The sequence below is a fragment of the Kocuria sp. KKT182 genome (assembly GCF_055635395.1).
In genome coordinates, this window is the sequence record NZ_CM145757.1 from 418,699 (window position 1) to 432,743 (window position 14,045).

The window sequence follows — 14,045 nt, forward strand, 5'->3', positions numbered from 1 at the left end:
TGTCCACAGAAGTCTGTGGTGCGTGTCACAGTGACCGCATGAACGAGCGCACGAGCTCCCCGGTGCTGGACGTCACCGGCCTGTCGAAGTCCTTCTTCGGGGTGCCGGTGCTCGAGGACGTGGACCTGCGGCTGCACGCCGGCGAGGTGCACGGGCTCGTCGGCGAGAACGGCGCCGGCAAGTCCACCCTGATGAAGGTGCTCGCCGGGGTGCACGAGCGGGACGCGGGCACCGTGCAGATCGGCGGCACCCCCGTCGAGTTCCACCACCCCACCCAGGCGCACGTGGCCGGGCTGTCGACGGTGTTCCAGGAGTTCAACCTGCTGCCCGACCGCACCGTGGCCGAGAACGTGTTCCTCGGCCGCGAGCCGCGCCGGGGCCTGCTCGTGGACCGGCGGGCCATGAACGCGAGGACGAGCGAGCTGCTCGAGGACCTGGGCATCACCAGCATCCGGCCGACCACGACCGTGAGCTCGCTGTCCGTGGCCCAGCAGCAGATCGTGGAGATCGCCAAGGCCATCAGCTACGACGCCCGCATCATCTCCATGGACGAGCCGACCGCGGCCCTCGCCGGCCCCGAGGTGGACCTGCTCTACGCGATCGTCCGCCGGCTCCGGGCGCGCGGCACCGCCATCCTGTAGGTGTCCCACCGGCTGAAGGAGATCTTCGACCTGTGCGACACCATCACCGTCCTCAAGGACGGCCGCGTGGTGGGCACCGAGCCCGCCTCCGCCATGGACGACGCCGCCCTGGTGCGGATGATGGTGGGCCGCCCGATCTCCGCCTACTTCCCGGAGGCGGTGCCCGGCACCGGGGTGGGGCGGGAGCTCCTGAGGATCGACGGCGGCGGCAACGACCAGCTCGACGGCATCGACCTGACGCTGCGCGCCGGGGAGATCGTGGGGGTCGCCGGGCTGCAGGGCTCCGGGCGGACGGAGCTGGTGGAGGCCGTCTTCGGCGTCCACCCCTTCACCCGCGGGTCCATGGCGCTGGACGGCAGGCCGTACACGGCCACCTCGCCCCGGCAGGCCGTCCGGCAGGGCGTGGCCCTGATCACGGAGGACCGCAAGTCCCAGGGGCTGAGCCTCGACCAGTCCATCCTGGACAACGCCCTGGGCGTGATCCGCTCCGTCTTCCCGCGGCGGACCGCCGCGGCCCGCAAGGACGTCCCCGGGGTCCTCTCCTCGCTGGAGGTCGTGGCCCGGGACCTGGACCAGGAGGTCCAGTACCTCTCGGGCGGGAACCAGCAGAAGGTCGTCCTCGCCAAGTGGCTGGCCGTGGACCCGCGGGTCGTGCTGCTCGACGAGCCCACCCGAGGGATCGACGTGGGCGCCAAGATCGCCGTCTACAACCTCATGCGCATGCTCGCCGCGGAGGGCAGGGCCATCCTCATGGTCTCCAGCGAACTGCCGGAGGTCCTCGGCATGTCCAGCCGGATCGTGGTCCTGCGCGACGGCCGGATCGCCGGTGAGCTCCCGCCGGACAGCACCGAGGAGCAGGTGCTGCGGCTGGCCACCGGCGCCCGCACGGACGGGGCGAGACCGTGAACGCGTTCTCGAGGCTCACGTCCACCCACATCGTCTACCTCGTGGTGCTGCTCACCGTCGTGGTCGGCACGGTGCTCGTGGGCGCCACCGGGCGCAGCTTCGTCAGCGCCGGCAACATCTCCGCGATCCTCACCGGGACCAGCGTCCTCGGCTTCATCGCGATCGGCCAGACGCTCGTGATCCTGGTGGGGAGCCTCGACCTGTCCGTGCCGTACGTCATCAGTCTCGCGAGCCTGCTCTCGGCCGGCCTCATGGCGAACCAGCCCGGGAACATCCTGCCCGGCGTGGCGCTGGCCCTGGTCGTCTCCGCGGGCATCGGCCTGGTCAACGGCCTGGTGGTGTCCGGGCTGAAGGTCCACGGGTTCATCGCCACGCTGGGCACCGGGCTCGTCGTCAGCGGCTACCTCGCCACCAACTACAAGGGCAGCTCGGGGCAGACCCCCGTGGCCTTCCGCCTCATCGGGGCCACGGGCATCGGCCCGGTCCCCATCTCCACGCTGATCATGCTGACCTGCGCGGGCGCGGTGCTGCTCATGCTGACCCGCAGCCGCCTGGGCCACCACATGTACGCGGTCGGCGGGGACATCCGGGTGGCCCGGATGTCCGGGATCCGGACCGCCACCCCGATCGTGGCCGCCCACGTCATCTGCTCCGTCATGGCCGGTCTCGCGGGGCTGCTGCTCGCGGCGCGGCTCGGGGTGGGCAGCCCCACGATCGGGTCCCAGGGCGGGTACGACCTGCTCTCCATCGCCGCCGTGGTCCTGGGCGGGACGCTCCTGGCGGGCGGCAAGGGATCGCTGGTGGGGACGCTGGGCGGGGTCCTCATCTTCGCGATGATCGACAACATCATGAGCGTGATGCAGATCAACCCGTTCCTGAAGGACGTGGTCCGCGGCATCGTCATCGTCGTCGCCGTGGCCGTCTACGCCCGGCGCCGGGTGGTCAGCCGGCCCGCGCGCTTCGACGACCGGAGCGGACGGACCGCGCAGGAGGTCACGGCATGAGCGCCACCGTCACGGACCGCACCGCGGTCCTGCAGCAGAACCGGTCACCGTGGCACGAGCGCGTGCTGCGCGGGCTGCGGACACCCGGCGGGGCCGTCTTCGTGCTCCTCCTGGTGCTGCTGGTCGCGGCCGTCGCCGTCAACCCGTCCTTCGGCGAACCGGGCTCGCTGATCCGGTTCGTCGGCCGCACGGCGCCGATCGCCATCGCGGCCATCGGGCAGTACTTCGTGATCGTCTCCGGGGAGTTCGACCTGTCCATGGGTTCGGTGGTCACCGCCCAGGTGTTCGTGGCCGGCAACCTCATCGGCCAGGACGACAGCCGGACGGTGCCCGTCCTGGTCCTGATGCTCGTCCTCGGCGCGCTCGTGGGCCTGGTCAACGGACTGGTCACCACGCTCCTGAAGGTGCCGAGCTTCATCGTCACCCTCGGCACCATGCTCGCCCTGCTCGGGCTGGTGCTCTACTGGACGGGCGGCGCCGCGACGGGGAACCCCGCGGACAGCTTCCGGCAGATCGGCCGCGGCGGCATCCAGGACGTCCCGGTCCTGGGGATCCTGCCCTACCCGGTGGTCCTGGTGACGGTCGTCGCGCTCGCCGCCCTCTGGCTCATGCGCCGGCCCTACGGCCGCACGCTCGTCGCCGTGGGCGACAACCCCCGGGCCGCCGCGCTGACCGGGGCCCGGGTCTGGTGGGTGCGCACCCGGGCGTTCATGCTCTCCTCCCTGGCCGCCACCGTGGCGGGGATCATCCTCGTCGGCTACGCCGGCGTGCACCCGTCCGTGGGGCGCGGCTACGAGTTCACGGCCATCACCGCCGTGGTCCTCGGCGGGGTCGTGCTGGGCGGCGGGCGCGGCTGGGTGCTCTCCGCGGCCGCCGGCGCCTTCGCCCTCGAGACCCTCTTCGCGCTCCTGAACTTCCTGGGGGTCCAGTCGACCTGGCGGGACACCGTCCAGGGCGCGATCATCATCCTCGCCGTCGCCGCCGGCACCCAGACCTGGAAGCGCCGCCGGCGCGGCCGGACCGCGGCGGCGCAGGAGCCGAGACGTGCCATCGCAGCACCGCCCACCCCGGGCACCGACGAGGAAGGAACATGATGCGCCGAAGCATCCAGTCAAGGATCACCGTGGTGGCAGCGGCAGCGCTGCTGGGACTGACCGCCTGCACCACCGACCAGTCGATGGAGGAGCCGCCGCCCGCCGAGACGGGGGGCGCGGAGGCCGCCGCCACGCCGGCCCCGGAGGGCGGTGACGAGTGGTTCGACCAGGCGGAGTACGACCGGCAGCTCGACCAGCGCTCCGCCTCCTTCGAGGGGGACCCGGAGCAGCCCTGGACGCAGTACATCGACGGGGAGACGACCGCCACCGGGGAGTTCGCCGCCGACGGCCCGCAGAAGGTGTGCTTCTCCAACGCCTCCATCTCCAACCCCTGGCGCCAGACCGGGTGGATCACCATGAACGAGCAGCTGAAGGTGCTCCAGGACTCCGGGGTGATCTCCGAGATGGAGACCCGCGACGCCCAGGACGACGACAACACGCAGATCGCCGACATCGACTACTTCATCGCCGAGGGCGAGTGCGACGGGTTCATCATCTCGCCGAACTCGACCGCCGCCCTGACGCCCGCCGTGGAGCGCGCGTGCGAGACCGGCAAACCGGTGGTGGTCTTCGACCGCGGGGTGGAGACCGACTGCGCGACGACGTTCATCCACCCCATCGGCGGCTTCGCCTGGGGCATCGACTCGGCGAACTTCCTGGTGGACAACCTGCAGGAGGGCGACAAGGTGGTGGCCCTGCGCATCCTCCCGGGCGTCGACGTCCTGGAGCAGCGCTGGGCCGCGGCCGAGCGGATCTTCGAGGAGAACGGGATCGAGGCGACCGACTACTTCACCGGCGCCGACCCCACCGAGATCAAGAAGATCATCTCCGACGAGCTCGCCACCGGGGACGTGCAGGGCGTGTGGATGGACGCCGGCGACGGCGCCGTCGCCGCCATCGAGGCGTTCGAGGACGCCGGCGCGGACTACCCGGTGATGACCGGCGAGGACGAGATGAGCTACCTGCGCAAGTGGGAGGACACCGGCCTGACCGGCCTCGCCCCGGTGTACTCGAACTTCCAGTGGCGCACCCCGCTGCTGGCGCTCGAGCAGATCTTCGCCGGCGAGGACGTCCCCGCCGAGTGGGTCCTGCCGCAGGAGCCGATCACCGAGGAGCAGCGGGCGGACTTCCTCGCCGACAACGAGGGGATGCCCGACGGCCACTACGCCAAGTTCGGCGGCGAGGACCTGCCGGGCTACCCCGACGTCTGGCGGGACCGCGTCATCCCCTGACCCGCCCGACCGCGCCCTGCCCGCCACCGGCCCGGCCCCGGGAGACCCCGGCGGCGGGCGGGGCGCCATCCAGCCCACCGCACCGAGAGGAGGCAGACCCGTGCAGCGCCCGATCGCCGTCAACACCTGGGTGTGGGAGTCCCCCCTCACCGACGCGAACCTGCCCCCGCTCCTGGCGAGGATCGCGGACATGGGCTTCGACGCCGTCGAGCTCCCGCTGGAGAACGTCGGCGACCTCTCGGCCGCGGTGGTGCGGGACGCCCTCGGCGGGCTCAGCCCGCTGCTCGTCGGCGCCATGGCGCCCGGGCGCGAGCTCGTCCTGGCGGACGACGCCGTGATCACCCGCACCCAGCACTATCTCAGCGCCTGCATCCGGCTGGCCCACGACATCGGCGCGCCGGCCGTGTGCGGGCCCTTCTACGCCCGCACGGGCCGGGTGTGGCGGATGGACGCGGCGGAGCGCGCGGACGCCTACGCGCAGCTGCGGCGCCGTCTCGCCCCGCTGGCCGCCGAGGCCGAGGCCGCCGGGGTGGTCCTCGGCATCGAACCGCTCAACCGCTACGAGACGTCCCTGCTCAACACCACCGCCCAGGCGCTCGAGGCCCTCGGGCCGCTGCTCGGCCACGGCGTGGGACTGGCCCTGGACACCTACCACCTGAACATCGAGGAGCGCTCCTCCGCCGACGCCGTCCGGGCGGCCGGCCGGCACCTCGTCCACGTCCAGGTCTGCGGCAACGACCGGGGAGCCCCCGGCGGGGACCAGACGGACTGGACGGGCATCTTCGACGCCCTGGACGCCGTCGGCTACACCGGCGCCCTCAGCATCGAGAGCTTCACCGCCCGCAACGCCAGCATCGCCACCGCCGCCTCGATCTGGCGGCCCCTGGCCGAGAGCCAGGACCAGCTCGCCGAGGACGGACTGGCGTTCCTGCGCTCGTGCGCCGCCCGGTCCCCAGGAGGACACCCATGACCACCACCGTGCCCGACCCCGCCGTTCCCCCCGCCCACGGGAGCGCCGCCCTGGGCGTCGCCGTGCTCGGCCACTCCTTCATGGGCAAGGCCCACTCCAACGCCTGGCGCAACGTCAACGCCTTCTACCCCACGCCCCGCGTGGCGCAGAAGGTGCTGGTGGGCCGGGACGCCGGGCACGTGGCCGAGGCCGCCCGGCGGTACGGCTGGGAGGAGAGCGGCACCGACTGGCGGTCGGTGCTGGAACGGGACGACGTCCACGTCGTCGACATCTGCACGCCCGGCCACCTGCACGCCGACATGGCCGTGGCCGCCCTCGAGGCCGGCAAGCACGTGCTCGTGGAGAAGCCGCTGGCCAACACGGTGGCCGAGGCCGAGCGGATGGCGGCCGCCGCGGCGGCCGCCCGGACCCGCGGCGTCCACTCCATGGTGGGCTTCAACTACCGCCGGGTGCCGGCCCTGGCGCTGGCCCGGCAGCTGATCGCGGACGGCCGCGTGGGCCTGGTCCGGCAGGTCCGGGTCAGCTACCTGCAGGACTGGCTCGCCGACGAGCACGCGCCCATGACCTGGCGCCTGCGCCGGGAGACCGCCGGGTCCGGGGCGCTCGGCGACCTCGCCTCCCACGCCGTCGACCAGGTGCGCTTCCTCCTGGACTCGCCGGTCACGTCCGTCTCCGGGACGCTCACCACGTTCGTCCCCACCCGGACGGGGGAGGACGGCCCCGAGCCGGTGACGGTCGACGACGCCGCCTGGGCCACCCTGCGCACCGCCTCCGGGGCGGTGGTCGGCCTGGAGGTCTCCCGCTGCGCCACCGGCCGCAAGAACGCCCTTGGGATCGAGGTCTACGGATCGCTGGGCGGGCTGCGCTTCGACCTCGAGCGGCTCAACGAGCTGCACCTGTTCGACGCCACCGCGCCGCCGGACACCCAGGGCAGCAGCCGGATCCTTGTCACCGAGGCCACCCACCCCTACGTGGGGGCGTGGTGGCCGGCCGGGCACGTCCTGGGCTGGGACCACACGTTCACCAGCCAGGCCGCCGAGCTCCTGCGGTCCATCGACACGGGGACCCCGGCCGCCCCCGGGTTCGAGGACGGCCTGGAGGTCCAGCGGGTGCTCGCCGCCGTGACGGACAGCGCGGCGCGCTCCGGCGCCACCGTCCACCTCTGACCCCGGACGAGCGGAGCACCGCTCTCCCCGACCCGAAGGACCGACGATGGGACACCACCCCTACACGCTGTTCACCGGCCAGTGGGCCGACCTCCCGCTCGAGGAGGTCGCCGAGCTGGCGGCCGGCTGGGGCTACGACGGCCTGGAGATCGCCGTCTCCGGCGAGCACCTCGACGCCTGGCGGTGGGACGACGACGCCTACGTCCAGGACCGGCTCGACATCCTCGAGCGCCACGGCCTCGGGGTCTGGGCCATCTCCAACCACCTCAAGGGCCAGGCGGTCTGCGACGACCCGATCGACTTCCGGCACGAGTCCATCGTGGGACCCCGGGTCTGGGGCGACGGCACGCCCGAGGGAGTGCGCACCCGCGCCGCCGAGGAGCTGCAGCACACCGCACGGCTCGCGCGGAGACTGGGCGTGGACACCGTGGTCGGCTTCACCGGGTCCTCCGTCTGGCAGTACGTGGCGATGTTCCCGCCCGTCTCCCAGGACGTGATCGACGCCGGGTACCAGGACTTCGCGGACCGGTGGAACCCCATCCTGGACGTCTTCGACGAGTGCGGGGTGCGCTTCGCCCACGAGGTCCACCCCTCCGAGATCGCCTACGACTACTGGTCCACGCACCGGGCGCTGGAGGCCATCGGCCACCGCCCGGCCTTCGGGCTGAACTGGGACCCCAGCCACTTCCTGTGGCAGCAGATCGACCCGGTGGCGTTCATCTCCGACTTCGCGGACCGGATCTACCACGTGGACTGCAAGGACACGAAGATGCGGACCGGCGGTGGGCGCAACGGCGTCCTGTCCTCGCACCTGCCCTGGGGCGACCCCCGCCGCGGCTGGGACTTCGTCTCGACCGGACGGGGGGACGTGCCGTGGGAGGACAGCTTCCGGGCCCTCACCGCCATCGGCTACGACGGACCGATCTCCGTGGAGTGGGAGGACGCCGGCATGGACCGCCTCCGGGGCGCCCCCGAGGCCCTGGCCTTCCTGAAGCGCTTCGACTTCGCCCCCTCCGGCGCCTCGTTCGACGCCGCCTTCCGGCAGTAGCCGGCCCGGGGCGGCACCCCGGCGGGCCCCGGTCCGGGGCGTACCCCGGTGTCAGCCGAACGGCGTCGTGGACACCGGCGGTCCGCAGGCGCACGATGGAGACCCACACCGCAGGAGGAACCATGGGCGAGGTCGGCCGGCAGGCCACGAGGGCGGCCGACGCCGCGGACGACGCGACGGACTCCCGCGGGTTCGTCCTCGCGGCCCGCGCCGGATACGTGGCGGCGGGTCTGCTGCACGTCATGATCGGGGTCATCGCGCTGCGCGTGGCCACCGGCGGCTCGGGCTCGGCGGACCAGTCGGGGGCGGTCGCCGCGCTCGCCGGCAGCCCGGGCGGCACCGTCCTGCTGTGGGCGTGCTTCCTCGGCTGCGCGGCGCTCGCCGTCTTCCTGTTCAGCGAGATCTTCTTCGGCGCGACGCAGCGCTCGGACCGGGACCGGCTCAAGCACCGCGTCAAGATGGGCGGCCAGGCGGTCGTCTACGGCGCCATCGGCGCCGTGTTCGGGACCTACGCCCTCGGCGGCACGAGCGACAGCAGCGGGTCCACCCAGTCGCTCAGCGCCCGGCTCATGGCGCACCCGGCCGGCACGGTCCTGCTGATCGTCGTGGGGCTGGGCCTCGTCGTCGCCGGCGCCTTCTTCGTCCACCGGGGCGTGACGAGGTCCTTCCGGGAGAACCTGAAGCGCCTGCCGCCGGGCACGGCCGGCAGGGCGGTCATGTGGCTGGGCACGGCCGGCTACGCGGCCAAGGGCGTGGCCCTGGCGGTGCTCGGGGTGCTCGTCGTCGTCGCCACGGTGCGCAGCGACCCGGAGCAGTCGTCGGGGCTGGACGGTGCGCTCAAGGCCCTCCAGGAGCAGCCCTTCGGGGCGTGGATCCTCGGGGCCGTGGCCCTGGGCCTCATCTGCTACGGGGTCTTCATGGTGGTCCGGGCCAGGTACCAGCGGATGTGACCGCGCCCTCCCGGCACGCCGTCCGGGGTGCCCGGGGCTGCCGGCCGACCGGCCTTCGCGGGGCGCGGCACGAGGAATAGAATGGTCCCATCCGCACCGCGGTCACCTGGGGGACGCCATGTCTGAAGAGCAGCACACCGTCAACGAGGACGCGCCGTCGTCGGGCTACCGCCTCCTGGACCGGTTGAACCAGATCGCGCTCAAGATCTACGGTGCGGCCGATCGCGTGGCGCCGGAGACCCACGGCGCCGGGGAGAGCGAACGGGCCCACGCCTGGTACGAGGAGTGCCAGAAGCACTTCGTGATCGAGCGGGACGAGCACGGCAACGAGTACCTCTACCACCGCGACGACTCCCGCGGCGGCCCCCGGGCCGGGACGTCCCGCAACTGACGGCCCCGCCCGCGGCACGGCGCGTCAGCGCATCGCGCGCAGCGCGTCCACCAGTGCCGTGGTGCGCCGGCCGAGCAGCCGCGACAGGTCCCCGGTGACCAGGTCCAGCGCGCCGTCCTCGATGTTGGCGTCCAGGGCCACCAGGAACCGCGCGGTGCTCTCGTCCACGCCGGTCCGCTCCAGCTCCGCCAGGTGCTGCTCGGGCGTGAGCCGCCGGTAGGTCACCTCCCGGTCCAGGACCTCGGTCAGCGCGGCGGCCAGCTCGTCGAAGCTCCACGCCACGTCCCCCGAGAGCTCGTAGGTCTGCCCCGCGTGGCCGTCCTGGGCGAGGACCGCGGCGATCGCCTCCGCGTAGTCCTCGCGGGTGGCGCTGGCCACCCGGCCGTCCCCGGCACTGGCCAGGACCACGCCGGTGGTCTCCGCGTGCCGCAGGGCCGGCTCGAAGTTCTCGGTGTACCAGCCGTTGCGCAGGATCGTGAACGGGAGCCCGGACGCGGCGATCGCCTCCTCCGTGGCCAGGTGCTCGTCGGCGAGCAGCAGCTTCCCGCGGTCGGCGCCGAGGGCGCTGGTGTAGACGAGGCGGGACACCCCGGCCCGGACGGCGGCGTCGACCGCGTTCCGGTGCTGGGGAACCCGGATCCCCACCTCGCTGCTGGAGATGAGCAGGACCGTGTCCGCCCCCGCGAACGCCTCGTCGAGGGTCGCGGGCTCGGTGTAGTCGGCCCGGACGGTGGCCAGGCCCAGCTCCCGGAGGGCGCCGAGCTTCTCCTCGTCGCGGCCGGCGGCCACGAGGTCCGGCAGCTGCACGTCCAGGCGCAGCAGGGAGCTGATGACGTGGCGGCCCAGCCGGCCGGTCGCGCCGGTGATGACGATGGACACGGTGTTCCTCCCGGTGGTGGCCCGGCCGCTGCCGACGGTGGCCGGCGGGGCCCGCCGGCACCCGCCCGGCGCGGCGGTGTGTCCTGTGCAACGGGCGGCGCCCGCGGCGTATTTCCGGCGTGCGGTCCCGGCGGCCGCGGGGCCGATCGCCTCCGGAGGAACCCGGCCTCCGTGTCCGGGGCGGCGCGTAGCCTGGTGCCATGAGCCTCGCCCAGAAGATCAACCGTGTCGTCGCCCCCTTCGAGGTCATCTCCGACTACGTGCCCGCCGGCGACCAGCCCCGGGCCATCGAGGAGCTCGCCGCGAGGATCGAGGCGGGGGAGAAGGACGTCGTGCTGCTCGGCGCCACCGGCACCGGCAAGTCCGCGACCGCCGCGTGGCTCATCGAGCGCGTCCAGCGGCCCACCCTCGTCATGGTGCAGAACAAGACGCTCGCCGCGCAGCTCGCCAACGAGCTGCGGGAGCTGCTGCCCAACAACGCCGTCGAGTACTTCGTGTCCTACTACGACTACTACCAGCCCGAGGCCTACGTGCCGCAGACGGACACCTTCATCGAGAAGGACTCCTCCATCAACGAGGAGGTCGAGCGGCTGCGGCACTCCGCGACCAACGCGCTGCTGACCCGCCGGGACGTCGTCGTGGTCGCCACCGTGTCCTGCATCTACGGCCTGGGCACCCCGGAGGAGTACGTGGCGCAGATGGTCACGCTGCGCCGGGGGGAGGAGATGGACCGCGACGAGCTGCTGCGCCGGTTCGTGAACATGCAGTACGCGCGCAACGACGTCGACTTCCACCGCGGCACGTTCCGCGTGCGCGGGGACACCGTGGAGATCATCCCCATGTACGAGGAGCACGCGGTCCGGGTCGAGTTCTTCGGCGACGAGATCGAGTCGATCTACACCCTGCACCCGCTCACCGGGGAGATCATCCGGGAGGAGACGGAGATGTACGTCTTCCCCGCCTCCCACTACGTGGCCGGCGCGGACCGGATGGCCACGGCCGTGAAGTCCATCGAGGACGAGCTCGCCGCGCGGCTCAAGGAGCTGGAGTCCCAGAACAAGCTCGTCGAGGCCCAGCGGCTGCGGATGCGCACCACGTACGACCTCGAGATGATGGAGCAGATGGGCTACTGCAATGGCATCGAGAACTACTCGCTGCACATCGACGGCCGCCCCCGCGGGTCCGCCCCGCACTGCCTCATCGACTACTTCCCGGACGACTTCCTGCTGGTGGTCGACGAGTCCCACGTGACGATCCCGCAGATCGGCGGCATGTACGAGGGCGACATGTCCCGCAAGCGCACCCTCGTGGAGCACGGCTTCCGGCTGCCCTCGGCGATGGACAACCGCCCGCTGAAGTGGGACGAGTTCCTGGGGCGCATCGGCCAGACCGTCTACCTCTCGGCCACTCCGGGCAAGTACGAGCTGTCCCAGGCGGACGGCTACGTGGAGCAGATCATCCGGCCCACCGGGCTGATCGACCCCGAGGTGGTCGTCAAGCCGACCAAGGGGCAGATCGACGACCTCCTCGACGAGATCAACGCGCGGGTCGAGCGGGACGAGCGCGTGCTCGTCACGACCCTCACCAAGCGCATGGCCGAGGACCTCACCGAGTACCTCATGGAGCACGGGGTCAAGGTCCAGTACCTGCACTCGGACGTGGACACCCTCCGCCGCGTGGAGCTGCTGCGCGAGCTGCGGATGGGCACGTTCGACGTCCTCGTGGGCATCAACCTGCTGCGCGAGGGCCTGGACCTGCCCGAGGTCTCCCTGGTGGCGATCCTCGACGCCGACAAGGAGGGCTTCCTGCGCTCCACGACGTCCCTCATCCAGACGATCGGCCGTGCCGCCCGCAACGTCTCCGGCCAGGTGCACATGTACGCGGACCGGATCACCGACTCGATGGCCACGGCCATCGAGGAGACGAACCGGCGCCGGGAGATCCAGGTCGCCTACAACACGGAGCACGGGATCGACCCGCAGCCGCTGCGGAAGAAGATCGCGGACATCACCGACCAGCTCCAGCGCGAGGAGGAGGACACCCGGGAGCTGCTCGCCCGCCGTGCCGCCGCCGGCAAGAAGACCGCGCCGACCGGGGCGAAGGGCGGGCGGGACGCCGTGGCGGCCGTGGAGGACAAGCTGCGCCGGGACGGGTTCGCGGCCGCGCCGGCGGAGGACCTCACGGACCTCATCGCGCAGATGACGGAGCAGATGCAGGCCGCGGCCGCCGAGCTGCAGTTCGAGCTCGCCGGGCGGATCCGCGACGAGCTCGCGGACCTCAAGAAGGAGCTGCGGCAGATGCAGCAGGCAGGGCACGCCTGAGCCCGCTCCGGCCGGGACCGGGACCCGGGGCCGCGTCCGTTCCCGGCGTTCTCCCAGGTTCGGGTAGAGTGCTCTCCGCGTAGGGGAGTATCCCTCAGCGCTGCGGTCGTCAGCACGCCGGGCAACGGAGCCGGGCCGGTCGCAGCGACCGCACCTCGGCACCCGGGCCTCCAGCCCGCCGGGGACGGTGGAGAGACTTGCGGCTCATCGTGATGCCCCGGTCCGCCCCGTTCCCCGGACGACGCCGGCCCGCGGGCTCACCCATCTCCAAGCGAAAGAACTCGCGTGCACACACAGCTACCTGCGTGGTTCGAGATCGGCTCCTTCGTCGTTCTCGGCTGCATCCTTCTCTTCGACCTGATCATGGTCGCCAAGCGCCCCCACGAGCCCTCCATGAAGGAGGCCGGCATCTGGGTGGGCGTCTACGTGGCCCTCGCCCTCGTCTTCGGCGCCCTGATGTTCGCCTTCGCGGGCGCCGAGCAGGGCACACAGTTCGTGGCGGGCTGGATCACGGAGTACAGCCTCAGCATCGACAACCTGTTCGTGTTCATCGTGATCATGACCCGGTTCGCGGTGCCGCGGAAGTACCAGCAGGAGGTGCTGATGGTGGGCATCATCATCGCGCTGGTCCTGCGCGGGATCTTCATCCTGCTGGGCGCCACGATCATCGCGAACTTCTCCTGGGTCTTCTACCTCTTCGGCGTCTTCCTGCTCTGGACGGCGTACCACCAGGCCAAGGACGACGGCGAGGACGAGTCGGAGGAGAACGGCCTCATCCGCAGGCTGCGCACCGTGGTCCCCATGACGGACCGGTACGACGGCAACAAGCTGCGCACCACCGTGGACGGCAAGAAGCTCTTCACCCCGATGCTCGTCGTCTTCGTGACCATCGGCGTGACCGACCTGATGTTCGCCTTCGACTCCATCCCGGCGATCTTCGGGCTGACCCAGAGCCCGTTCATCGTCTTCACGGCCAACATCTTCGCCCTCATGGGCCTGCGCCAGCTCTACTTCCTGCTCGGCGGGCTCATGGAGCGGCTCATCTACCTCAAGCACGGACTGTCGCTGATCCTGGCGTTCATCGGCGTCAAGCTCATCCTGCACGCCATGCACGAGAACGAGGTGCCCTTCATCAACGGCGGCGAGCACATCGGGTGGGCCCCCGAGATCCCCACCTTCGTGTCCCTGGGCGTGATCGTGGCCATCATCGTGGTCGCCACGGTCGCGTCGATGGTCAGCCCGAAGGGCCGGTCCGCCCACGCCGTCGCCGAGCTGCACCGGGCCATCGAGGTCTACCGGGGCATCCCGGAGGGCACCCCCACCCAGGAGATCCGCATCGTGCAGGCCGAGCTCGTGCAGAAGCACCGTGCGGCCCGCGGCGCCTCGGAACGCTCCGCCGTGGAGCTGCCCGACCTCCACGAGCACACGGGCAAGACCGCGGAG

Annotated in this window: 10 protein-coding genes and 2 pseudogenes; 11 read left to right on the top strand and 1 reads right to left on the bottom strand. The window is 71.9% G+C overall.

Going from position 1 to position 14,045, the window contains the following annotated elements:
* Positions 1-38 precede the first annotated feature (38 nt).
* The 9 genes and pseudogenes from ACZ2G1_RS01835 to ACZ2G1_RS01875 all read left to right on the top strand — a co-directional run bounded on the left by ACZ2G1_RS01835 (position 39) and on the right by ACZ2G1_RS01875 (position 9,402).
* A pseudogene (locus ACZ2G1_RS01835) lies at positions 39-1,547 on the top strand (sugar ABC transporter ATP-binding protein).
* Positions 1,544-2,551, top strand: coding sequence for an ABC transporter permease (locus ACZ2G1_RS01840; protein ID WP_470377394.1), 1,008 nt, complete (start codon positions 1,544-1,546; stop codon positions 2,549-2,551). Before ACZ2G1_RS01835 ends, ACZ2G1_RS01840 begins: the two are co-directional and overlap by 4 nt.
* The gene (locus ACZ2G1_RS01845; protein WP_017832833.1) at positions 2,548-3,645 is read left to right on the top strand and encodes an ABC transporter permease; all 1,098 of its coding nucleotides are present in this window, start codon (positions 2,548-2,550) and stop codon (positions 3,643-3,645) included. The genes ACZ2G1_RS01840 and ACZ2G1_RS01845 overlap by 4 nt, the downstream gene beginning before the upstream one ends.
* Complete coding sequence (locus ACZ2G1_RS01850; protein ID WP_035924109.1) at positions 3,645-4,877, top strand: substrate-binding domain-containing protein; 1,233 nt, start codon at positions 3,645-3,647, stop codon at positions 4,875-4,877. Before ACZ2G1_RS01845 ends, ACZ2G1_RS01850 begins: the two co-directional genes overlap by 1 nt.
* Positions 4,878-4,977: 100 nt before the next feature.
* Positions 4,978-5,847 carry a sugar phosphate isomerase/epimerase family protein gene (locus tag ACZ2G1_RS01855; RefSeq protein WP_136341063.1) on the top strand — a complete coding sequence of 290 codons (870 nt, stop codon included), beginning with the start codon at positions 4,978-4,980 and terminating at the stop codon, positions 5,845-5,847.
* Positions 5,844-7,013 carry a Gfo/Idh/MocA family protein gene (locus ACZ2G1_RS01860; RefSeq protein WP_470377395.1) on the top strand — a complete coding sequence of 390 codons (1,170 nt, stop codon included), beginning with the start codon at positions 5,844-5,846 and terminating at the stop codon, positions 7,011-7,013. Before ACZ2G1_RS01855 ends, ACZ2G1_RS01860 begins: the two co-directional genes overlap by 4 nt.
* Positions 7,014-7,059: 46 nt before the next feature.
* Positions 7,060-8,061 carry a sugar phosphate isomerase/epimerase family protein gene (locus tag ACZ2G1_RS01865; RefSeq protein WP_035923987.1) on the top strand — a complete coding sequence of 334 codons (1,002 nt, stop codon included), beginning with the start codon at positions 7,060-7,062 and terminating at the stop codon, positions 8,059-8,061.
* 122 nt (positions 8,062-8,183) lie between these two features.
* Complete coding sequence (locus ACZ2G1_RS01870) at positions 8,184-9,011, top strand: DUF1206 domain-containing protein (protein ID WP_251356389.1); 828 nt, start codon at positions 8,184-8,186, stop codon at positions 9,009-9,011.
* A gap of 118 nt (positions 9,012-9,129) precedes the next feature.
* Positions 9,130-9,402, top strand: coding sequence for a hypothetical protein (locus tag ACZ2G1_RS01875; protein WP_017832827.1), 273 nt, complete (start codon positions 9,130-9,132; stop codon positions 9,400-9,402).
* Positions 9,403-9,426: 24 nt separating this feature from the next.
* Here ACZ2G1_RS01875 and ACZ2G1_RS01880 read toward each other — a convergent pair whose 3' ends face one another.
* Complete coding sequence (locus ACZ2G1_RS01880; protein WP_031282667.1) at positions 9,427-10,281, bottom strand: SDR family oxidoreductase; 855 nt, start codon at positions 10,279-10,281, stop codon at positions 9,427-9,429.
* A 200-nt stretch (positions 10,282-10,481) separates the two neighbouring features.
* Between ACZ2G1_RS01880 and uvrB the strand changes: the two genes are divergently transcribed.
* Both uvrB and ACZ2G1_RS01890 read left to right on the top strand, forming a co-directional pair.
* Complete coding sequence (gene uvrB / locus ACZ2G1_RS01885; RefSeq protein ID WP_126346355.1) at positions 10,482-12,602, top strand: excinuclease ABC subunit UvrB; 2,121 nt, start codon at positions 10,482-10,484, stop codon at positions 12,600-12,602.
* A gap of 363 nt (positions 12,603-12,965) precedes the next feature.
* Positions 12,966-13,877, top strand: a pseudogene (locus ACZ2G1_RS01890) (TerC family protein); the annotation flags it as partial.
* Between the last annotated feature and the right edge of the window lie 168 nt (positions 13,878-14,045).

Coding starts and splice junctions, on each gene's coding strand:
- ACZ2G1_RS01845 (WP_017832833.1), top strand. CDS start 2,548: ATGAGCGCCACCGTCACGGACCGCACCGCGGTCCTGCAGCAGAACCGG.
- ACZ2G1_RS01850 (WP_035924109.1), top strand. CDS start 3,645: ATGCGCCGAAGCATCCAGTCAAGGATCACCGTGGTGGCAGCGGCAGCG.
- ACZ2G1_RS01860 (WP_470377395.1), top strand. CDS start 5,844: ATGACCACCACCGTGCCCGACCCCGCCGTTCCCCCCGCCCACGGGAGC.
- ACZ2G1_RS01865 (WP_035923987.1), top strand. CDS start 7,060: ATGGGACACCACCCCTACACGCTGTTCACCGGCCAGTGGGCCGACCTC.
- ACZ2G1_RS01870 (WP_251356389.1), top strand. CDS start 8,184: ATGGGCGAGGTCGGCCGGCAGGCCACGAGGGCGGCCGACGCCGCGGAC.
- ACZ2G1_RS01875 (WP_017832827.1), top strand. CDS start 9,130: ATGTCTGAAGAGCAGCACACCGTCAACGAGGACGCGCCGTCGTCGGGC.
- uvrB (WP_126346355.1), top strand. CDS start 10,482: ATGAGCCTCGCCCAGAAGATCAACCGTGTCGTCGCCCCCTTCGAGGTC.